This window comes from Gordonia sihwensis NBRC 108236 (assembly GCF_000333035.1).
Classification (GTDB): domain Bacteria; phylum Actinomycetota; class Actinomycetes; order Mycobacteriales; family Mycobacteriaceae; genus Gordonia; species Gordonia sihwensis.
Genome location: NZ_BANU01000012.1, coordinates 30,714 through 49,800 on the forward strand (window position 1 = coordinate 30,714; position 19,087 = coordinate 49,800).

General features: G+C 68.4%; 19 protein-coding genes. 14 read left to right on the forward strand and 5 right to left on the reverse strand.

The genetic code is table 11. The features are described 5' to 3' along the window. The first annotated feature begins 36 nt into the window (after positions 1–36). Positions 37–1,569 (forward strand): lysine--tRNA ligase, encoded by a 1,533-nt coding sequence (gene lysS / locus GSI01S_RS08830; protein ID WP_006896196.1) that lies wholly within the window; start codon positions 37–39, stop codon positions 1,567–1,569. A gap of 57 nt (positions 1,570–1,626) precedes the next feature. Here the strand turns inward: lysS and GSI01S_RS08835 are convergent, their stop codons facing one another. Then, entirely contained in the window at positions 1,627–2,025 is a 399-nt protein-coding gene (locus GSI01S_RS08835; protein ID WP_101841655.1) for a hypothetical protein, read from the reverse strand. A gap of 183 nt (positions 2,026–2,208) precedes the next feature. Next, on the reverse strand, positions 2,209–3,081 hold the full coding sequence (locus tag GSI01S_RS08840; protein WP_006896198.1) for a LuxR C-terminal-related transcriptional regulator: 873 nt from the start codon (positions 3,079–3,081) through the stop codon (positions 2,209–2,211). A gap of 47 nt (positions 3,082–3,128) precedes the next feature. Here GSI01S_RS08840 and GSI01S_RS08845 point away from each other — a divergent pair, with 47 nt between their 5' ends. Together GSI01S_RS08845 and GSI01S_RS08850 are read left to right on the forward strand one after the other, a co-directional pair. After that, a complete protein-coding gene (locus GSI01S_RS08845) occupies positions 3,129–4,664 on the forward strand; it encodes an AMP-binding protein (protein WP_006896199.1) in 1,536 nt (511 codons plus the stop codon). 60 nt (positions 4,665–4,724) lie between these two features. Next, entirely contained in the window at positions 4,725–5,078 is a 354-nt protein-coding gene (locus GSI01S_RS08850; protein WP_231650100.1) for a hypothetical protein, read from the forward strand. A gap of 19 nt (positions 5,079–5,097) precedes the next feature. On the opposite strand, the gene GSI01S_RS08855 is transcribed toward GSI01S_RS08850, so the two are convergent. Then, on the reverse strand, positions 5,098–6,642 hold the full coding sequence (locus GSI01S_RS08855) for a FadD3 family acyl-CoA ligase (protein WP_006896201.1): 1,545 nt from the start codon (positions 6,640–6,642) through the stop codon (positions 5,098–5,100). 42 nt (positions 6,643–6,684) lie between these two features. On the opposite strand from GSI01S_RS08855, the gene GSI01S_RS08860 reads away from it, so the two are divergent. From GSI01S_RS08860 to GSI01S_RS08880, 5 genes are all read left to right on the forward strand, one after another. Continuing rightward, the gene (locus tag GSI01S_RS08860) at positions 6,685–7,953 is read left to right on the forward strand and encodes an acyl-CoA dehydrogenase family protein (protein ID WP_006896202.1); all 1,269 of its coding nucleotides are present in this window, start codon (positions 6,685–6,687) and stop codon (positions 7,951–7,953) included. Further along, a complete protein-coding gene (locus GSI01S_RS08865; protein ID WP_006896203.1) occupies positions 7,950–8,792 on the forward strand; it encodes an SDR family oxidoreductase in 843 nt (280 codons plus the stop codon). The genes GSI01S_RS08860 and GSI01S_RS08865 overlap by 4 nt, the downstream gene beginning before the upstream one ends. A gap of 31 nt (positions 8,793–8,823) precedes the next feature. Beyond that, positions 8,824–9,978 carry an acetyl-CoA C-acetyltransferase gene (locus GSI01S_RS08870; protein ID WP_006896204.1) on the forward strand — a complete coding sequence of 385 codons (1,155 nt, stop codon included), beginning with the start codon at positions 8,824–8,826 and terminating at the stop codon, positions 9,976–9,978. 156 nt (positions 9,979–10,134) lie between these two features. Continuing rightward, positions 10,135–11,646, forward strand: a complete 1,512-nt coding sequence (locus tag GSI01S_RS08875) for an aldehyde dehydrogenase family protein (RefSeq protein ID WP_006896205.1) — start codon at positions 10,135–10,137, stop codon at positions 11,644–11,646. Positions 11,647–11,752: 106 nt separating this feature from the next. Beyond that, positions 11,753–12,352, forward strand: coding sequence for a TetR/AcrR family transcriptional regulator (locus GSI01S_RS08880; RefSeq protein WP_006896206.1), 600 nt, complete (start codon positions 11,753–11,755; stop codon positions 12,350–12,352). A gap of 10 nt (positions 12,353–12,362) precedes the next feature. Here GSI01S_RS08880 and GSI01S_RS08885 read toward each other — a convergent pair whose 3' ends face one another. After that, a complete protein-coding gene (locus tag GSI01S_RS08885) occupies positions 12,363–13,487 on the reverse strand; it encodes a class I SAM-dependent methyltransferase (RefSeq protein WP_006896207.1) in 1,125 nt (374 codons plus the stop codon). A 66-nt stretch (positions 13,488–13,553) separates the two neighbouring features. Between GSI01S_RS08885 and GSI01S_RS08890 the strand changes: the two genes are divergently transcribed. Further along, on the forward strand, positions 13,554–14,780 hold the full coding sequence (locus tag GSI01S_RS08890) for a multidrug effflux MFS transporter (protein ID WP_006896208.1): 1,227 nt from the start codon (positions 13,554–13,556) through the stop codon (positions 14,778–14,780). A gap of 16 nt (positions 14,781–14,796) precedes the next feature. Here the strand turns inward: GSI01S_RS08890 and GSI01S_RS08895 are convergent, their stop codons facing one another. Continuing rightward, positions 14,797–15,675 carry a LysR family transcriptional regulator gene (locus GSI01S_RS08895; RefSeq protein ID WP_006896209.1) on the reverse strand — a complete coding sequence of 293 codons (879 nt, stop codon included), beginning with the start codon at positions 15,673–15,675 and terminating at the stop codon, positions 14,797–14,799. A 71-nt stretch (positions 15,676–15,746) separates the two neighbouring features. Between GSI01S_RS08895 and GSI01S_RS08900 the strand changes: the two genes are divergently transcribed. The 5 genes from GSI01S_RS08900 to GSI01S_RS08920 form a co-directional block, all read left to right on the forward strand. Next, entirely contained in the window at positions 15,747–16,121 is a 375-nt protein-coding gene (locus tag GSI01S_RS08900) for a nuclear transport factor 2 family protein (protein ID WP_006896210.1), read from the forward strand. 4 nt (positions 16,122–16,125) lie between these two features. Then, complete coding sequence (locus tag GSI01S_RS08905; RefSeq protein ID WP_006896211.1) at positions 16,126–16,656, forward strand: MOSC domain-containing protein; 531 nt, start codon at positions 16,126–16,128, stop codon at positions 16,654–16,656. 109 nt (positions 16,657–16,765) lie between these two features. Further along, positions 16,766–17,206, forward strand: a complete 441-nt coding sequence (locus GSI01S_RS08910; protein WP_006896212.1) for a VOC family protein — start codon at positions 16,766–16,768, stop codon at positions 17,204–17,206. 51 nt (positions 17,207–17,257) lie between these two features. Further along, on the forward strand, positions 17,258–18,229 hold the full coding sequence (locus GSI01S_RS08915; protein WP_006896213.1) for a sigma-70 family RNA polymerase sigma factor: 972 nt from the start codon (positions 17,258–17,260) through the stop codon (positions 18,227–18,229). A 136-nt stretch (positions 18,230–18,365) separates the two neighbouring features. Continuing rightward, a partial coding sequence (locus GSI01S_RS08920; RefSeq protein WP_006896214.1) for a DUF222 domain-containing protein occupies positions 18,366–19,087 on the forward strand: 722 nt, incomplete at its 3' end.

The window sequence follows — 19,087 nt, forward strand, 5'->3', positions numbered from 1 at the left end:
GGTCTTGCCCCTGGTGGGCCGCTTAACCTTGGGTGCGTGAGTGACCAGGTTTCCAGCGCGCCGACCACCAAGACCGCAGCCGCCGACCAGACCCCCGAGCAGGTGCGGGTCCGTCAGGAGAAGCGTGAGCGCATCCTCGACGAGGGGCGGCAGGCGTATCCGGTCGCCGTCGCGCGCACGCACAGCCTCGCCGAGATCCGTGCGGAGTACCCGGATTTGGAAGCCGGCACCGAGACAGGGGTCGAGGTGGGCGTCGCCGGCCGCATCATCTTCCTCCGCAACAAGGGCAAGCTCTGTTTCGCGACCCTGCAGGAGGGCGACGGCACGCAGTTGCAGGCGATGGTGAGCTTCAACGGCGTCGGCGAGGAGTCGCTCGCGCGGTGGAAAGCCGACACCGACCTCGGCGACATCGTCTTCGTCCACGGCGAGGTGATCAGTTCCCGCACCGGCGAGCTGTCGATCATGGCCGACTCGTGGGAGATGGCGTCGAAGGCGCTCCGACCGCTGCCGGTGGCGCACAAGGAGATGAACGAGGAGTCGCGCGTCCGCCAGCGGTACGTCGACCTCATCGTCCGTCCCGAGGCGCGGGCCATCGCGCGCACCCGGATCGAGGTGATGGCGCAGCTCCGCAAGTTCCTGACCGACCGCGGCTTCCTCGAGGTCGAGACGCCGATGCTGCAGACGCTGCACGGCGGAGCGGCGGCACGCCCCTTCGTGACCCACTCCAACGCCTTCGACATGGATCTGTACCTGCGTATCGCGCCGGAACTGTTCCTCAAGCGCTGCGTGGTCGGCGGCATCGAACGCGTCTTCGAGGTGAACCGCAACTTCCGCAACGAGGGCGCCGATTCCACGCACTCGCCGGAGTTCGCGATGCTGGAGACCTACCAGGCCTACGGCACCTACGACGACGCCGCCGTGATGACCCGCGAACTCGTCCAGTCGGTGGCGATGGGCGCGCTCGGCACCCTGACGCCGACCATGCCCGACGGCAGCACGTACGACCTCTCCGGCGAGTGGACCTCGCTGTCGATGTACCCGTCGCTGTCGGAGGCCCTCGGCGAGGAGATCGTCCCCGCCCAGACCTCCGTCGAGGAACTGCTGGCTATCGCCGACCGGGTCGGGCTCGAGGTGCCGAAGGACAAGGGCTACGGACACGGCAAGCTGGTGGAGGAGCTCTGGGAGCACCTGGTGGGCTCTCAGCTCGACGAGCCGGTCTTCGTCCGCGACTTCCCGGTGGAGACCTCGCCGCTGGTGCGCTCGCACCGCACGGTCCCCGGCGTGGTCGAGAAGTGGGACCTGTACGTGCGCGGCTTCGAGCTGGCGACCGGCTACTCCGAACTCGTCGACCCGGTGATTCAGCGTGAACGCTTCGTCGACCAGGCGCGGCTGGCCGCGGCCGGCGACGATGAGGCCATGGTCCTCGACGAGGAGTTCCTGGCCGCGATGGAGCACGGCATGCCGCCCACTGCGGGCACCGGCATGGGCATCGACCGGCTGCTGATGGCGCTGACCGGCCTCGGAATCCGCGAGACGGTGCTGTTCCCGCTCGTCAAGCCGATTCAGTAGCGGCAGTCACCGGCCGCCGGGATCGCGTCCCGACCGGCCGGCGACCGACGCACGCGGTCAGCGCTCCATGTAGCTGATCCACGGTTCGTTGGAGACCACACCTCCGTTCGGGCCGGTGATCAGCAACCGGTCGCGGTGCACGTGGTAGGTGTAGCCGTTGTTGTAGGCGTGGAAGCCGTAGCCGTTCTGGGTGGCTCCCCACAGGTCGATGGTGTTCCCGGTGACCTTGCCCTTCCCGCTGTACTCCCAGCCGGTGGGTCCCTGAACCGGGCAGATCGCGACCTGCGACCATGCCGATTCCGCGAGCACCTTCGCCGGGCCGTTGCAGTACGGTCCGTTCGGGAAGCCGTCGGCCGCGGCCTCACCGGCGCTGACCGCTCCGGCTCCGACCGCTACGGATGCGGCGATGGCGACCGCCGCGGCGATCCGTGTCGTGCTGCGAATGGGATTTCGCATCATGACCACTCCTCTCGCAGGTGCAGCGGCAGCGGCCGGGCCGCGGTGTCGTCCTGCGTGTGTCGGTGTATGTCGACCGCTACCCGGAATGTCACGAGGGATCGGCGAACCGTTAGCCCGTCGGTCGGTCGAACGAATGACGCTTCAGTCGCGGTGAACTGCGATTTCACTCACACGGCGCAGTCAGGGGAGGAGACGGATTCGACGGGCGTTGACGACCGCTTCGAAGCGGGAGTTCGCGTCGAGCTTCACCAGCAGCGACTTCACGTGGCCCTTGACCGTGTGCAGTCCGATGCCGAGCCGCGCGGCGATCGCCGGATTGGTGAGCCCCGCGCCGAGGAGACTGAGCACGTCCTGTTCGCGGGCGGTGAGACGGACGGGCAGTTCCTCTGCGGGCGCCTCGCCCGCCAACTGCGCGGCGATCTCCAGCATCCGTGCGCGCACCGAGGCGTCGCCGATGTCGGCCGCGAGGGTCCGCAGTTCGGTGTACGAGGCCTGCACGCGGCTCCGCCACGCGGTCAGCTCACGCTCCTCGTCGTCCGTGCGGATCGCCCCGAGCACCTCGGCCACGGTGAGTTGTTGCTCGACGGCGCGGGCCTCGTCGGTGACGACGTCGAGTGTGGCGTCGAGCTGATCGTGCCGGCTCCGACGCGCCGCATACAGGACTCCGATGTGCTTGCGGCCCACGATGATCGGTGCGGCGACCATCGAATACAGCTGTTCGGCGCGGATGATCGCGTCATAGGTGTGCGTGATCAGCGGCGACTGGACGTAGTCGTGCACAGCGGTGGCCCGGCGCCTCGTCAGGACCCGTCCGCCGAGACCGTGACCGTAGTCGAGCTGGACTCCCCGGAGCGGACCGACCACGTCGCCGTCGAAGTAGCTGAGCTCGACGGCGTGCCCGTCGCCCGAGGCGGCGTCGGGCACCACGCGGCCGGCGAAGGCGAGACTGGCGCCGGTGTGCCGGCGGAGCCGCTCGAGCGGGCGCCGGAGCTGCCGAGCCAGCTCGTCGTGGGGCGCACCCCTCTTCGGAGGGTTGTCGGTGTCACGGGTCACAAGAATGATTGTCCCAAATCATGCCGTCGACACGAGTGGAGAGTCGTATGAATGCAGAGCAGCAGACCCGGGCCTGGCTCGAGGAGTACCGGGCGCCGGACGCGAGTGCGGCCCACTTGCTCTGCGACAGGCACGATCCGGAGGGTGTCGCGTTCACGCTCGTCGAGCCGGACCTGACCTTCGAGTCGATGACCTGGGCCCAGCTCGCCCACGAGTCTCGCGCGATGGCGACCGTGCTGGCCGGGCGGGGCGTGCGGCGCGGAGATCGGGTGCCGGTGCTACTCGGCAAACGTCGTGCGCTGGTGGTGACGCTGCTCGGGCTGTGGCGGCTCGGCGCAGTGCACGTGCCGCTGTTCACCGCCTTCGCGACCGGGGCCATCGAACTGCGGACCGAGGGCTCGGGCGCCCAGTTCGTGATCACGGACGCCTCGCAGCGCGACAAGGTGGATCCGATCGATGCGGTGACGGTCCTCGACGTCGACGAGCTGGTCGCCGAATCGGTCTCGGCCGAGCCGTTGGCCGAGTCGGTCGCCATCGGCGGCGACGCCACGCTGGCGCAGTTGTACACCTCCGGCACCACGGGCAAGCCCAAGGGTGTCCCGGTTCCGCTCTTCAGCCTCGCGGCGTTCCAGACGTATCTGCACTACTCGCTCGACGTGAACGCCGACGATGTGTTCTGGAACGCCGCCGATCCGGGCTGGGCGTACGGCCTCTACTACGCGCTGCTGGCGCCCATGGTGGCGGGCCGGACGAGCCTGCTGCTGAACCAGGGCTTCACCCCTGAGTCGACCGTCGCCGTCATCCGCGAGTTCGGCGTCACCAACTTCGCGGCGGCGCCGACCATCTATCGCGCGATGCGTGCGAGTGCCGACCTCGACGGGATCGTCCTGCGACGGGCGTCGTCGGCGGGGGAGCCGCTGACGCCCGACATCGTGTCGTGGGGAGTCGAGAACCTCGGCTGCGAGGTGCGCGACCACTACGGGCAGACCGAGCTCGGCATGGTGATCGGCAACCACTGGCATCCGGAACTGGCCGAGCCGCTCAAGCCGGGCTCGATGGGGCAGGCGATGCCGGGCTTCACCGGCGGCATCGCCGAAGGGCAGATCGCGCTCGACGTGCAGGCCAGCCCGCTGCTGTGGTTCTCCGGCTACGACGCGGCTCCCGAGAAGACCGCCGAACGATTCACCGCCGACGGCAAGTGGTACCTGACCGCCGACACCGGCAAGGTCGACGACGAGGGCTACTTCTCTTTCACGTCGCGCGACGACGACGTGATCCTGGCCGCCGGCTACCGGATCGGCCCCTTCGACGTCGAGAGCGTCCTCGCGGGCCATCCCGCGGTGAACGAGGTCGCGGTGGTGGGCCGGCCGGATCCGGAGGGGATCCGCGGTGAAGTGGTCGAGGCCTTCGTCGTGCTCTCGGAGGGCTACGCCGCGGGCGACGCTCTCGCGACCGAGCTCAAGAACCTGGTCCGCGACGAGTACTCCAAGCATGCGTATCCGCGGACGGTGCACTTCGTCGACGCGCTCCCCAAGACGCCGAGCGGAAAGATCCAGCGCTTCGTCCTGCGCCGTGAGGGGTGATCACTCGCCGAAGATGGAAACGTACCGGTTGACCGGTTTTGGATGTGGCACAGTTGTCATGTGCAGAATGTCTGGATTCGGACCGGTATCGCCGCGTTGTTCGGATCAGTGGTCGGAGCCATCGCGTCGGTGGGCGGCCTGATCCTGATGGACGACGGGGTCGATCGCTGTCTGCCGGCTCTGCAGGATTCGCATACCGATGCCGCGGCGCGCGGGGCGTGGATCGCGTGGACGGCCTATCTCGCCGTCGTCGTGGTGGGGTCCCTGGCTGCGGTCTCGCTGTCGCAGCGCACGCGGACGTGGGTGATCGTCGGTGTGGTGACACTGATCGCGATGGGCGTCGCCGTCCTCGGGATGCACGACTTCGGCGTCTCGATGTGCGAGACGGAGTTCTCGCGCTCGCAGCGCGGCTGACCGGCCGCGCTGCGAGCGGTCAGTGCATCTCGCGCTTGAGGATCTTGCCCGCGGCGTTGCGGGGGAATGCGTCGACGATCTCGATGACGCGCGGGACCTTGAAGTTCGCGAGGTGCTCGCGAGCGAAGGCGATCACCGCCTCGGGCTCGACCGACGCTCCGGGGCGGACGGTCAGGAAGGCCTTGCCGACCTCGCCGAGGCGCTCGTCGGGGACACCGATGACGGCGGCCTCGGTGACGTCGGGGAACCGTGAGAGCAGTTGTTCAACCTCCGCGGGGTACACGTTGAAACCGCCGCAGATGTACATGTCCTTGAGGCGGTCGGTGATGGTGAGATTGCCGCGGTCGTCGAGGGTGCCGATGTCGCCGGTGTGCAGCCAGCCGTCGGCGTCGATGGTCTCCGCCGTGGCCTCGGGGTTGTCGAGGTAGCCGCGCATCACCATGAGTCCGCGGGTGAGCACCTCGCCCTGCTCCGACAGTGTCACCTCCATGCCCGAGAAGGCGCGGCCGCAGGTCTCGGCGACGGTCTGCGCGTCGTCGTCCGGGCGGCAGGTGGTGATGAATCCGCTCGTCTCGGTCTGGCCGTACGCGGTGATGACGGTGTCGACGCCGAGTTCGGACTGCAGTCGCTCCACCAGGACCACGGGAACGATGGTCGCACCGGTCACGATGAGCCGCAGGCTCGAGAGGTCGAAGTCCGCACGGGCCGGGTCGTCGAGAATCGTCTGGAAGATGGTCGGGGCGCCGGGGAACACCGTGATCCGCTCGCGTGCGACTGACTCCATGGAGGCGCTCGGCGAGTAGACGGCCAGGGGGAACATCGTGGCGCCGAACAGGATCGACGGCAGAATCCCCGCCTTGTAGCCGAAGGTGTGGAAGTACGGGTTCACCATCAGGTAGCGGTCGGTGTCGCGGAGGCCGCCGTTGTCGCCCCAGGCATGTGATCCGTGCAGCGTCTGGCGGTGCTCGGCCATCACGCCCTTCGGGGCCCCGGTGGTTCCGGAGGTGAACAGGATGTCGGAGAGGTCGTCCTCCCGCACCGCCTCGGCCCTTGCCCGGGCCTGCCGGACGAGGTCGTCGGTCGCGGACTCCAGCAGCGACTCCCACGGCACCGCGCCCGGACTCTCGGCAGCGTCGCCGAGCGGGATCGAGATAACGGTGCGACCTTCGGGGATCGACGACGACAGCACTTCGCCGAGGCGGTCGATGCCGGCGAACTCACCGGAGACGACGACGACGCTCGCGCCGGAACGGTCGATGATGTCACCGGCCTCGCTTGTGGTGTAGCGAGTGTTCAGCGGGACCAGAACGGCGCCGGCGTACTGAATTCCGAGCGCGGCGATCGGCCAGTGGTGACTGTTGGGCGCCCATACCGCGACCCGGTCGCCGTGTTCGACGCCGAGTCCGATGAGGCCCGCCGCGAACCGCCGGACGCGGTCGGCGAACTGCGGCCAGGTCAGCGAGACGCGCTCGCCCCACTGGTCGTCGACGATCGCGACGCCGTCGGGCCACTGCCTCTCGGCGCGATGCAGGGCGGCGGGAGTGGTGAGCGGATTCGGGAGCATATCCAAAACCTAGCAAATGCTTGGTAGGTTAAGCTAGCGGTCATGACGACGATCAATCTCGCCGATCGCAGCGTCGATCTGGGCGAATGGGCAGCGGCGACGCCGAACGCCGCGGAAGTCTTCGCGGCAGCGGTCCGGGACTGGCTCGAAGCCAATCTCGTCGGCGACTTCGCCGAGCTCCGCGGTCGCGGCGGACCCGGCAGCGAGCACGAGTTCTTCGCCGAGCGGCTGGAGTGGGATCGCCATCTCGCAGCGGCGGGCTGGACCTGCCTCGGCTGGCCGGTACGGCACGGCGGCCGCGGCGCGACCATCGAGCAGCGCATCATCTTCCACCAGGAGTATGCGCGAGCCAACGCTCCGGCGCGGGTGAACCACCTCGGCGAGGAACTCCTCGGCCCGACGCTCATCGAGTACGGCACACCGGACCAGCAGGCGCGCTTCCTGCCCGGCATCGTGGAGGTGACCGAACTGTGGGCGCAGGGCTACTCGGAACCGGGCGCGGGCAGCGACCTCGCCGGGGTCGCGACCACCGCGGTTCTCGACGACGCGTCCGGCGAGTGGGTGGTCAACGGCCAGAAGATCTGGACCTCGCTGGCGCATCTGTCGCAGTGGGCGTTCGTGATCGCCCGCACGGAGAAGGGCTCGACGAGGCACCGGGGACTGAGCTTTCTGCTCGTCCCGCTCGACCAGCCCGGCGTCACCATCCGGCCGATCCAGCAGATCACCGGAACCTCGGAGTTCAACGAGGTGTTCTTCGACGACGCGCGCACCAGCGCCGACCTGATCGTCGGCGAACCCGGCGACGGCTGGAAGGTCGCGATGGGGCTGCTGCAGTTCGAGCGGGGCGTCTCCACACTGGGCCAGCAGGTCGGCTTCCGGAGGGAACTCGACGACATCGTCGCCATCGCGCGGGCCAACGGGTCGATCGACGATCCCGCCGTCGCCGAACGGCTGCGCCGGGCCAAGGTCGGTCTCACCGTGATGGAGGCCAATGCGCGGCGCACGCTCGCCGGCGACATCGTGTCGGAGGCCGGCGCGGCGTCGGTGACCAAGCTGCTCTGGGGCAACTGGCATCGCGACCTCGGCGAGCTCGCGGTCGCGGTGGTCGGTGCGCCCTCGTTGATCGGTCCGCCCGCCACCACCGAGGGTCGCGCGAACGACATCACCGACCCCGAGAACGTCGAACTCGACGAGTGGCAACGACTTCTGCTCTTCACCCGCGCCGACACCATCTACGGCGGCTCGAACGAAGTGCAGCGCAACATCATCGCCGAGCGAGTGCTCGGCCTTCCCCGAGAGGCACGCGCATGAGTGACACCCGACCCGTCTCGCCGCTGGCGACCGCGCCCGAGGAGGTCGGCGGCCACGGCCTGCTGACGGGCAGAAAGGTGATCGTCACCGCGGCCGCCGGCACCGGTATCGGGTTCTCGACCGCACGTCGGGTCCTGCTCGAAGGCGCCGACGTCCTCGTCTCCGACTTCCATGAGCGCCGCCTCGGCGAGACGGTGGAGAAGCTGTCGGCCGAGTTCCCCGAGCAGCAGGTGGCCTCCTTCGTCTGCGACGTCTCAAGCACCGAACAGGTGGATGCGCTGGTCGCGGATGCCGCCGAGCAACTCGGCCGCATCGACGTCCTGGTCAACAACGCCGGCCTCGGCGGCGAGACACCCGTCGCCGACATGACCGACGAGCAGTGGGACCGCGTCCTCGACATCACGCTGAACAGCACGTTCCGCGCCACGCGCGCCGCACTGCGCTATTTCCGCGACGCGGCGCAGAACGACGCGGCGCAGTCCCGGTCGCCTCGGGGCGGGGTGATCGTGAACAACGCCTCAGTCCTCGGCTGGCGGGCGCAGCGCGGCCAGGCCCACTACGCCGCGGCCAAGGCCGGCGTGATGGCGCTGACCCGCTGTTCGGCCGTCGAGGCCGCCGACTACGGAGTCCGCGTCAATGCGGTCTCGCCCTCGATCGCCAAGCATCCCTTCCTGGCGAAGGTCACCAGCGACGATCTCCTCGATGAACTCGCCGCGCGGGAGGCCTACGGCCGCGCCGCCGAGGTCTGGGAGATCGCGTCGGTGATCGCGATGCTCGCGAGCGACTACACCACGTACATGACCGGTGAGATCGTGTCCGTCTCCAGCCAGCGTGCCTGACCCGACCCCGTGATTCTCTAGGAGCTCTCCCATGACCACTTCCGCTTACATCGTCGACGCGGTCCGCACTCCCGTCGGCAAGCGCAACGGCTCACTCGCCGCCGTCCACCCCGCCGACATGGGCGCACATGTCATCAAGGCGATCGTCGACCGCACCGGCATCGACCCCGAGGTGGTCGACGACGTGGTCTTCGGCTGTGTCGACACCATCGGTCCGCAGGCCGGCAACATCGCACGTACCGCATGGCTCGCGGCCGGACTGCCGCTGGGAGTCCCCGGCACCACCGTCGACCGCCAGTGCGGCTCGAGCCAGCAGGCCATCCACTTCGCCGCACAGGGCGTGATGAGCGGGACGCAGGACGTCGTCATCGCCGGCGGTGTGCAGAACATGAGCGCGATCCCGATCAGCCAGGCGATGATCGCCGGTCAGCCGTTCGGCTTCACCACTCCCACGGCCGAGTCGAAGGGCTGGACGCAGCGCTTCGGCGATCAGGAGATCAGTCAGTTCGTCGGAGCCGACATGATCGCCAAGAAGTGGGACATCAGCAGGCGGGAGATGGAGGAGTTCGCGCTCGCGAGCCATCAGCGCGCCAAGACGGCCATCGCCGAGGGTCGCTTCGACAACGAGTACGTGCCGCTGGGCGACTGCGTGGTCGACGAGTGCCCGCGCGAGACCTCCCTGGAGAAGATGGCCTCGCTCGACGTCCTGGCCGAGGGGTCGCAGCTCACCGCGGCCGTCGCGTCGCAGATCTGCGACGGAGCGTCGGCCACTCTCGTGGTGTCCGAGCAGGCGTTGAAGCAGTACGGTCTCACGGCCCGCGCGCGCATCCACCACATGTCGGTGCGCGGCGACGATCCGGTGATGATGCTCTCGGCGCCGATTCCGGCCACCGAGTACGCGCTGAAGAAGACCGGAATGAGCATCGACGACATCGACGTCGTCGAGATCAACGAGGCCTTCGCGCCCGTCGTGCTCTCGTGGCTCAAGGAGACCGGAGCCGATCCGGCTCGGGTGAATCCGAACGGCGGCGGGATCGCGCTGGGGCATCCGCTCGGCGCGACCGGAGCCAAACTGTTCGCCACCATGCTGAACGAGTTGGAGCGCACCGGCGGCCGATTCGGACTGCAGACCATGTGCGAGGGCGGCGGTACCGCCAATGTCACCATCATCGAGCGCCTCGGCTGAGCTGAGACGGCGCACGGTGACCACTCACCCGGCGCGACAGTCGCTGACCGGCGCCGTACCGCCCGCCCTGTGATTCGCGCCACCCGGTGGCTACACTTGGGATGACTACGAGAATTTGTCTCACAGAACGTCAGTGACTCACGAGTGGAGAGTGGAATGACCAAGCCGGCGGATGTGGCAGTGCGTGCGGGAGACAAGGTGTCGTCCGAGGCGCACACCATGGAAGAACTGGTCGACATCCAGAAGGCCGCATTCCTGCGCGACGGCATTCCGGATGCGAAGACGCGCATCGACCGGATCAATCGCCTGGGGCAGTTGCTGCTCGACCACGCCGACGAGATCACCGCCGCCCTGACCGAGGACTTCGGGTCCCGGCCCGCAGATCTCTCGATCGCGGCCGACGTGGCCGGCTGCATGATCGACCTCGCGCACCAGCGCCGCAGTGCCGAGAAGTGGATGCGCGAGACCAACGTGGCGAAGGTGGCCGGGATGGTCGGATTCACCCAGCGGCTGCGCCGCGACCCGCTGGGTGTCGTCGCGATCATGGGGCCGTGGAACTTCCCGCTGCAGCTGACGATCGTGCCCGCCGCGTCCGCGTTCGCCGCGGGCAACCGTGTCCTCATGAGGCCGTCGTCGATCACCGCGAAGACCACCGACGTCATCGCCCGGGTGGCCCCCGACTACTTCTCGATCGAGGAGCTCGCGGTCATCACCAGCAAGCACGGCGGCGGTTCGGACTTCGCGAAGCTGAAGGTCGACCACATGTTCTTCACCGGTTCGCCGGAGGTCGGTTCGTCGGTGGCGCAGGAGGCCGCGAAGAACCTCGTGCCGGTGACTCTGGAACTCGGCGGCAAGAATCCGGCGATCGTCGACCGCGGCACCGACATCACCAAGGCGGCGCACTTCCTGGCCGACGCCCGCATGATCAACGGCGGCCAGGTGTGCCTGTGTCCCGATTACGTCTTCGTACCCGAGGACAAGGTGGGCGAGTTCACCGACAAGGTGATCGCGCGGTGGACGGCGAACTTCCCGACGATCGTCGGGAACGGCGACTACACCTCCACCATCAACGAGAAGAACTACCAGCGGATCGTCGGCCTCATCGACGACGCGGTCAGCCTCGGCGCCACCAAGCGGCAGGTGGTGCCCGCCGGCGAGGAACTGCCGAACGCGCAGGAGCGCAAGATTCCGCCGACTCTGCTGACCGGAGTGAAGCCCGGAATGAAGATCGAGGACGACGAGGTCTTCGGCCCGGTCTTGACCGTCTACCCGTACCGCGAACTGTCGGAGGCGATCGACAAGATCAACTCGGCGGGTCACCCGCTGACCCTTTACTGGGCCGGGGACGACAACGCGAATCTGCGGACGGTCGCCGACAACACCCGCAGCGGTTCCATCTCCGGCAACGACTTCGGACTGCACATGCTCTCGCAGGGCCTGCCCTTCGGCGGCGTCGGACGGTCGGGCATGGGCAACTACCACGGTGAGTTCGGGTTCAACACGTTCAGTCATGCCCGCGCCGTCACCGTGTCGTCGCTGCCGATCTCCTTCGCCGAGGTCATGACTCCGCCGTTCACCAAGCGGGACGCGCGGATGACCGCGATGCAGATGAAGGTGTGGCGGTTCCTCAACCGTCGCGCGATCAAGAAGTCGAACAAGAAGCGCTGAGCCGGCGGCCGCGCGCGCAACGTGTTCGCGCGCGGCCGTATCCCGGCGACGTTCCCCAGCCAAACAAGCACTTGCTAGGGTGGGGGAAGTCGTACGAGGAGGCACGTTGGCGTCGAAGACATCCACGACCGGACCCACCCGCCGCGACGAACTGCTCGGGATCGCCGGTCAGCTCTTCGCCGAACGCGGGCTCCGCTCGACGACGGTCCGTGACATCGCCGACGCCGCAGGCATCCTGTCCGGCAGCCTGTACCACCATTTCGACTCCAAGGAGTCGATCGTCGACGAGTTGCTCCGGAGCTTCCTCGACGCGTTGTTCGCACGCTATCGGGAGATCACCGAAGCCGGGCTGTCCGCGACAGATACTATCCGTCGGCTCGTGATCGTGTCCTTCGAGGCCATCGACTCCCAGCACACCGCCGTGGCGATCTACCAGAACGAATCCCGGCAACTGATCGGGCAGGAGCGGTTCGACTACATCGCCGAACGGAATGTGGAGTTCCGCGCCCTGTGGGCGGCGGTCCTGCGGCGCGGCGTCGAGGAAGGTGACTTCCGCGAAGACCTCGACGTCGAACTCGTCTATCGGTTCATCCGCGACACGGTCTGGGTGGCGGTGCGCTGGTACCGGCCGGGGGGTGCCAAGACCGTCGAGCAGATCGCCGACCAGTACCTGTCGATCGTGCTCGACGGAATCCTCCCGCGCTGAATCGGGCGGGTCAGCGCGCTACCGACGCGGTGACGGTGAACTTCGGATTCCGCGCGATCTGCCTGGTGGGGCCGACGATCCGTTCGAGTGACCGGCGGTAGCGCAGGTGCGAGTTCCACACGCACCACAGTTCGCCACCGGACCGCAGGGCGCGGGCGGCCTCCGCGAAGAGGTGGTGGGCGATACCCGTCGAGAGAGCGGCGTCGCTGTGGAACGGCGGATTCAGCACCACGAATTCCTCGGTCCCGTCCGGGGTCGTCTCCAGACCGTCGGCCTGAACCGCGAGGACGCGGTCGGCGAGGCCGTTCGCTTCGGCCGTCGCTCGTGCGCTCGCCACCGCGGCGGCCGACCGATCGGTCGCGAGAACGGTGAGTCCGGGCCGCGACCGCGCGAGCGCGGCGCCGACCACGCCGTTGCCGCAGGCGAGGTCCACCGCGGTGGCCGCATCGGGTCGTGCGCCGTCGAGTACCGAGAGCAGGAATCGAGTGCCGACGTCCACGCGGGCTCCGGCGAACACGCCGCCGTGGGCCGCGACGGTGAGACCGAGGTCGCCGTCCCGCCGGGTCTGCGGCCACGAACGGGCTCGTTCGTCGGCGAGCCGGGCGCGCGGTCGGCGGGCGAACAGAACTCGCGACTTCTGCCGGGCGTGGCTGACGTCGACGCGATCGAAGAACTCGCCGAGCACGTCGTTCATCGCGACCGACATGTGCTTGATCCGGCCGCCGGCCACCAAGGTCACGTCCGCGTCGGCGTGGGCGGCGATCAGCGCAGCCACCTCGGCGAGCCGGTCGAGGCCGCGGGGCAGTCGTACCAGCACCACCCGGGCGTCGGCGACGGCGTCGGCTACAGAGGGCAGACTGCGGATGTCCGCACCCGCACCCATCGCCTCGGCGTTGCGCTGCAGAGCGCGTTCGCCGGTGATCAGGTCCTGATGACTGCGGACGTCGGTCGCCCCCGCGTCGACCGCGCCGAGTGCGAGGGCGCCGTAGGCGTCGTCGATCACCGCCACCGTGCCGTCCGGTGCGGCCGCGAGCAGATCGGCCGCCTCGTCCAGGATCAACCGGTCGGCGGCATCGGCTGCGACGAGACCGGGGCCTTCGACGTCGGGGGCACGTCGCAGCAGGGAGAAGTCCACGCCCGCAGGTTACCGGCCCGCGGCGGCGGATCCGGCATCGCCGGCCGTGGCCGGTAACTTCGACTCATGGCATCGGATACGTCTGACCGGACGTCCCGCCTCGACGGTGCGAGCGCTCCCGGCAGCGGCATCGGTCTGGCGATGCTGCTCAGCCTCGCCCTGCTGTCGGCCATCGCTCCGCTCGCGACGGACATGTATCTGCCCGGACTCCCGCGGGTGGCGGACGATCTTCAGGCGTCGCCGTCGTCGGTTCAGCTCACGCTCACCGCCTTCATGCTCGGGCTGGCGGCGGGGCAATTGCTGGTGGGACCGCTCTCGGACGGACTCGGACGCCGCAGGCCGCTGATCGTCGGTACCGTTCTGCTGGCCGTCGCGGGGCTCGGGTGCGCACTCGCACCGTCGATCATCGTCCTCATCGCCTGCCGCTTCCTGCAAGGAGTCACCGGCGGGATCGGTGTCGTGGTCGCTCGTGCAGTGATCGCGGACCGGACCTCGGGGGACCGCTCGGCGAAACTGTTCAGCGTGATGATGATCATCACCAGCGCGGCGCCGGTGGTCGCGCCGCTGCTCGGCGGAGCGCTGGTGGGGCCGATCGGGTGGCGCGGTGTGTTCTTCGTCCTCGCCGGCCTGGCGGCGGTGATGCTCATGGCCGTCGTCGCCTTCGTCCCCGAGACGCTGCCCGCCCCGATGCCGCATCCGATCGAGCCGCGGGCGATCGGATGCGGCATCGGGGCGGTTCTCGGCAACCGCCGTTACCTCGGCTACACGTTGACCTTCGGCATCGGGTTCGGTGCGATGTTCGCGTACATCTCGGCCTCGCCGTTCGTGATCCAAGAGGTGATGGGATTCTCGCCCGGGATGTACTCGGTGCTGTTCGCCGTGAACGCGGTGGGCATCGGTATCGCGGGGTGGACCAACAACCGGCTTCTCAGGCGGTTCCGCCCGCACGCCCTGCTCGCCGCGGGAGTGGCCGTGCTCTCGGCTGTGGGCGTCGCGATGCTGGTCGTCGCACTGGCCGTGCCCGGCGTCCACTGGCTGCTGCTCGTGCTGATGTTCTGCCTCACCTCGAGTTTCGGTTTCACTGCGGGCAACGCGACCGCGTTGGCACTCGGCGAGGTCCGGGAGCGCGCGGGCACCGGCTCCGCGGTCCTCGGGTCCCTTCAGTTCACAGTCGGTGCGATCGTCTCGCCTCTGGTCGGTATCGGTGGGGAGGCCAGCGCGACGCCGATGGCGATCGTCGTGTTCGGCTGCACCGTTCTGGCCGCGGGGTCGTTCGCGACCACGATCCGCTGACCGCCGGGTCCGGAGATCACTGCGCGGGGGTGAGCCGGCGGGCGAGCGCTGCGGTCATGGCCCGGGCTGCCGCGGAGGGGTCCGGTCGGCGGGCCAGCGAGAGCGACGTCCGCCGCGAGCGCGCCACCGGGATCGCTACCACCCCCGGATGGCCGGCGGCCATCGACGCGGTGAGCAGTCCGACGCCGCTGCCGAGTTCGGCGAGCGCCAGCACCGCGGAGGGCGAATGCGCTGCCACGGCCGGAACGATGGGCACCTGCTCGGCTGCGGCGGTCTCGGCGAGGGCCGCCCGGACACCGGTGCCCTCGGGGAGCGAGAGCACGGTGACGTCGGCGAGTTCCGACAGCGGGACACGGTCGTAGTCGGCCCACGGATGACGGTTCGGAACCACGGCCGCCAACGGCTCGCGAATCAGGGTGCGAGGTCCGAGGGCGGCCGGCAGCGGTTCGGCGTGCGCCACCACCGCGACGTCGAGCCGGCCGCGTTCCAGATCGGCGATCAGCCGGTCGGAGTTGTCCTCGGTGACGGTGACCGAGACGTCGGGGTGGGCACTCCCGAAGTCGGCGAACCCACGCAGGTAGCCGGGGATGGTGCAGCCGATCACGGTGCCCAGCCGAACGTGCCCGCGGACGAGACCGGTGAGCTCGTCAGCGGTGGTCCGGACCGCCTGGACTGCCCGCGCGACTGCGCGCGCGTGGACCAGGATCTCATCGCCTTCCGCGGTCGGGACGACGGTCCGGCCGGAGCGGTCGAGAAGGCGATGCCCTAGTTCCTTCTCCAGCTTGGCGACCTGGGCGCTGACTCCCGATTGGCTGACCAGCAACTCCTCGGCGGCGGCGGTGAACGAGCCGTGGTCGGCGACCGCGACGAGATATCGCAGCTGGTGCAGCTCCATAACCAGTGATTCTAGTTCGCAGAAGTACCAGCTGTTGGACGTATGCCCTCGTATGGGCGGACAGTGAAGACATGACTGATACACCATCTGCCATCCCCGCACGCACTCCGCTCCAGATCGCGGAACTCTACGTCGACTGCTGGCGGCGCAAGGACTTCTCCGACCTGCGGCCTCATCTGGCGGATGACTGCGAGTTCGTCGGAGTTCTCGGCACGGCATCCGGACCCGATGAGTTCCTGCAGGGGCTGAACGGCATGGCGGCCGGGACCGACAGCCTCGAGATCCGCAAACGGCTCGCCGACGACACCGACGTCATCACCTGGTTCGATCTCGGCATGGCCGGGGCGCCTCCGACCGCGGTCGCGAACTGGACGCATGTCGAGGCCGGCCTCATCACTCGTGTGAACGTCACCTTCGATCCCCGGGAGATCCTCGCCGTAGGCTGACCGCATGGCCGAAGTCACCGCGATCTGCGTCGTAGCAGCCCTGCATCCGGATCCAGGCAGTGTGGGGACGACGGCCATCGACAAGCGGCCGGTCAGCGGGCCGGTCCGGATCGGCGAATACGGGGCGTTCGCCGATGTGCAGGCCGATCGCAAGCATCACGGCGGCCCGGACAAGGCGCTGTACGTCTATGCGCAGGAGGACGCCGACTACTGGGCGGCCGAGCTCGGCCGGGAGATTCCGCCCGGCTTCTTCGGGGAGAACCTGCGGACGGTCGGAATCGATGTGAACGGTGCGCGGATCGGTGAGCGATGGCGTATCGGCGAGAAGGTGATCGTCGAGGTCACGTCGCCGCGGATCCCCTGTCAGACGTTCGCACGATGGATGGGCGAAGACGGCCGCGGGTGGGTGAAACGATTCGCTCAGGCCCGCCGCGTGGGGCCCTACCTGCGCGTCGTCGAGCGAGGAACGATCACCGCGGGCGATCCGATCGAGGTGCTGACCGTCCCGGACGCCCCCGCGATCCGGGATCTGTGAGCTCTTCGCGGAAATAGATCTCACGTCGACCGATCAGTTCTGCCGGGCCGGGCTGTCTATCTCTATGACGGCCTCCGAGAGGGACGCCGCAGACTGCAAGGAGAACCCGATGCACAAGATGATCTTCGTGAACCTGCCCGTCGCCGACCTGGACGCGTCCCGGGAGTTCTTCGGGAAGATGGGATACACGTTCGACGACCGCTTCACCGATGAGAACGCCGCCGCGATGGTGCTGGGCGAGACCATCGTCGCGATGCTGCTGCGCCGCGACTTCTACCAGAGTTTCGTGCCCACCAAGCAGATCATCGACGCCACGACCACCAGCGGCGCGATCCTGTGCCTGAGCGCGGAGAGCCGTGAGGAGGTGGACGGCATCGTGAGCAAGGCCCTGGAAGCCGGTGCGACGGCCGGGGACGTGGAAGACCACGGGTTCATGTACGGAAGCTCGTTCTACGATCTCGACGGCCACGGCTGGGAGATCATGTGGATGGATCCGGCCGCGGTGGAGACCGGACCTGAGGCGTACGCCGCGCAGCAGCAGGCGCAGTGACGACCGGGACACCAGTGACCGCCCAGGAGCGGCGGAGGAGTTGACGAGGCGATGACCGACGACCGTGACTTCGAAGCGGCCACCGGTGCCCTGCGCGCCGAGCTTCTCGTGCACTGCTATCACATGCTGGGATCGGCCACCGACGCCGAAGATGTGCTGCAGGACGTGTATCTGCGTGCGTGGCAGGCCTTTCACAGCTTCGAAGGACGGTCGTCGGTCCGCACGTGGATGTATCGGATCGCGACCAACACCTGTCTCAACGCACTGGAGAGCCGGGCGCGGAGGCCTCTGCCGAGCGGGTTGGGCACCGAGGCCTCCGATCCCCGTGAACCGGTGATCCCGAACCATGAGATCCCGTGGCTGCAGCCGCTGCCGGACGGCGCGCTGGGCGATCCCGCGTCGACGGTGACGGCGCGGGAGTCGGTGGGGCTGGCGATGGTCGCCGCCATGCAGGAGCTTCCGGCGCGTCAGCGCGCGGCGTTGATTCTGCGCGACGTGCTCGCGTTCAGTGCGGCCGAGACCGCCGAAGCACTCGACATGACAGTCGAGGCGGCCAACAGCGCGTTGTCGCGCGCACGCAGGGCGGTCGGCGAGGGCACCCGGCTAGAGGGTCGGCGCGTCGCGGAACTGTCCGACCACGAGCGGCAGGTGTGGGACGAGTTCTGCGCTGCGTTCGAGCGGCACGACATCCCCGGCGTGGTGGACGTGCTCGCCGCCGATGCGGTGTGGGAGATGCCGCCGTTCCCGGGCTGGTATCTCGGTGCCGAGAACATCGGCGTGCTCACCCTCAGCCAGTGCCCGGCCAAGGAAGCCGGCGACATCAGGATGATCAAGACGTCCTGCAACGGGTTGCCGGCGGCCGGGATGTTCATGCGCGACGGCGACGTCTGGCGTCGTTTCCAACTCGATGTCCTGACGATCGTCGACGGTCGGGTGGCGCACGTCGGTGCCTTCTTCGAGCCCGAACTGTTCTCGCTGGCGGGCCTGCCGGAGACGCTGTCGGGCGCCGCTGAGGACCGGTGAGGGTGGGGACTGGCTGAGGCAGATTGGCACATATGATCGATTCCCTAATGTGTTCTGTCATACCCCGTTGGTAGAGTTCTGGTAGGTCAAGAAAACATGGTTTGACCAGCTGAAACACTCGGGGGAGGTGGCAGTGATGAGCGGTCCGATCACCGATTCGATCGCGACTGTCGTTGCCACCGGTGCGCTGCCGGGGCGGCCCGCCGAACTACTGGCACTGATCGATGCCGCGGCGGTCAAACTCGCCGAGACCTCCCTGTCGCCGGAGACCGAACCGGAACTGCTGGCCCACACACAGACTGCCGAACGGATTCGGCGACGCTGGGACGGCATCTCCGCGGCGCTGCTGGTGGAGGTCTCCGACCGCAACGCGCACCGCACCGCCGGCTATCTGAATCCGCACCAATACCTCTCACAGGGCTTGCGGCTGGGGACCCGGGAGGCGGGTCGGCGGTTGCGGATGGCTGAGGCGATCGGTGAGTTCTCGAACTTCCAGGGGCAGACCCTGCCTCCGCGCAAGCCGGCGACCGCTGCCGCGGTGGCGGGCGGGACTGTCGGCGCCGAACACGCGTTGGTGATCTCGGGCGTTTTGGCGAAAGTGCCCGGCTGTATCTCGCCGGAGGTCAAAGCCCGTGCCGAGGCGGAGTTGGCCGAGGCTGCGGCTGGGTTGAATCCGGATGATCTGGGCAAGGTCGGTGACCGGCTGCTCGCTCACCTGGATCCGGACGGGCAGGAGAGCGATCACGTCGACCGGCAACGCCAACGCGGAATCACGATCCTCCCGCAGGATCGGCAGTTGATGAGCAGAGTCCGCGGCGCGACGACTCCGGAGTTGCGGGCGAAGTTCGAGGTGATCTT

What these genes read in the sequence shown, in the direction of transcription:
- GSI01S_RS08835 (WP_101841655.1), bottom strand. Translation starts at nt 2,025, where the DNA reads ATGCGAAATCCCATTCGCAGCACGACACGGATCGCCGCGGCGGTCGCC.
- GSI01S_RS08870 (WP_006896204.1), top strand. Translation starts at nt 8,824, where the DNA reads ATGACCACTTCCGCTTACATCGTCGACGCGGTCCGCACTCCCGTCGGC.
- GSI01S_RS08910 (WP_006896212.1), top strand. Translation starts at nt 16,766, where the DNA reads ATGCACAAGATGATCTTCGTGAACCTGCCCGTCGCCGACCTGGACGCG.
- GSI01S_RS08855 (WP_006896201.1), bottom strand. Translation starts at nt 6,642, where the DNA reads ATGCTCCCGAATCCGCTCACCACTCCCGCCGCCCTGCATCGCGCCGAG.
- GSI01S_RS08860 (WP_006896202.1), top strand. Translation starts at nt 6,685, where the DNA reads ATGACGACGATCAATCTCGCCGATCGCAGCGTCGATCTGGGCGAATGG.
- GSI01S_RS08865 (WP_006896203.1), top strand. Translation starts at nt 7,950, where the DNA reads ATGAGTGACACCCGACCCGTCTCGCCGCTGGCGACCGCGCCCGAGGAG.
- GSI01S_RS08905 (WP_006896211.1), top strand. Translation starts at nt 16,126, where the DNA reads ATGGCCGAAGTCACCGCGATCTGCGTCGTAGCAGCCCTGCATCCGGAT.
- GSI01S_RS08845 (WP_006896199.1), top strand. Translation starts at nt 3,129, where the DNA reads ATGAATGCAGAGCAGCAGACCCGGGCCTGGCTCGAGGAGTACCGGGCG.
- GSI01S_RS08890 (WP_006896208.1), top strand. Translation starts at nt 13,554, where the DNA reads ATGGCATCGGATACGTCTGACCGGACGTCCCGCCTCGACGGTGCGAGC.
- GSI01S_RS08875 (WP_006896205.1), top strand. Translation starts at nt 10,135, where the DNA reads ATGACCAAGCCGGCGGATGTGGCAGTGCGTGCGGGAGACAAGGTGTCG.
- GSI01S_RS08900 (WP_006896210.1), top strand. Translation starts at nt 15,747, where the DNA reads ATGACTGATACACCATCTGCCATCCCCGCACGCACTCCGCTCCAGATC.
- GSI01S_RS08895 (WP_006896209.1), bottom strand. Translation starts at nt 15,675, where the DNA reads ATGGAGCTGCACCAGCTGCGATATCTCGTCGCGGTCGCCGACCACGGC.
- GSI01S_RS08915 (WP_006896213.1), top strand. Translation starts at nt 17,258, where the DNA reads ATGACCGACGACCGTGACTTCGAAGCGGCCACCGGTGCCCTGCGCGCC.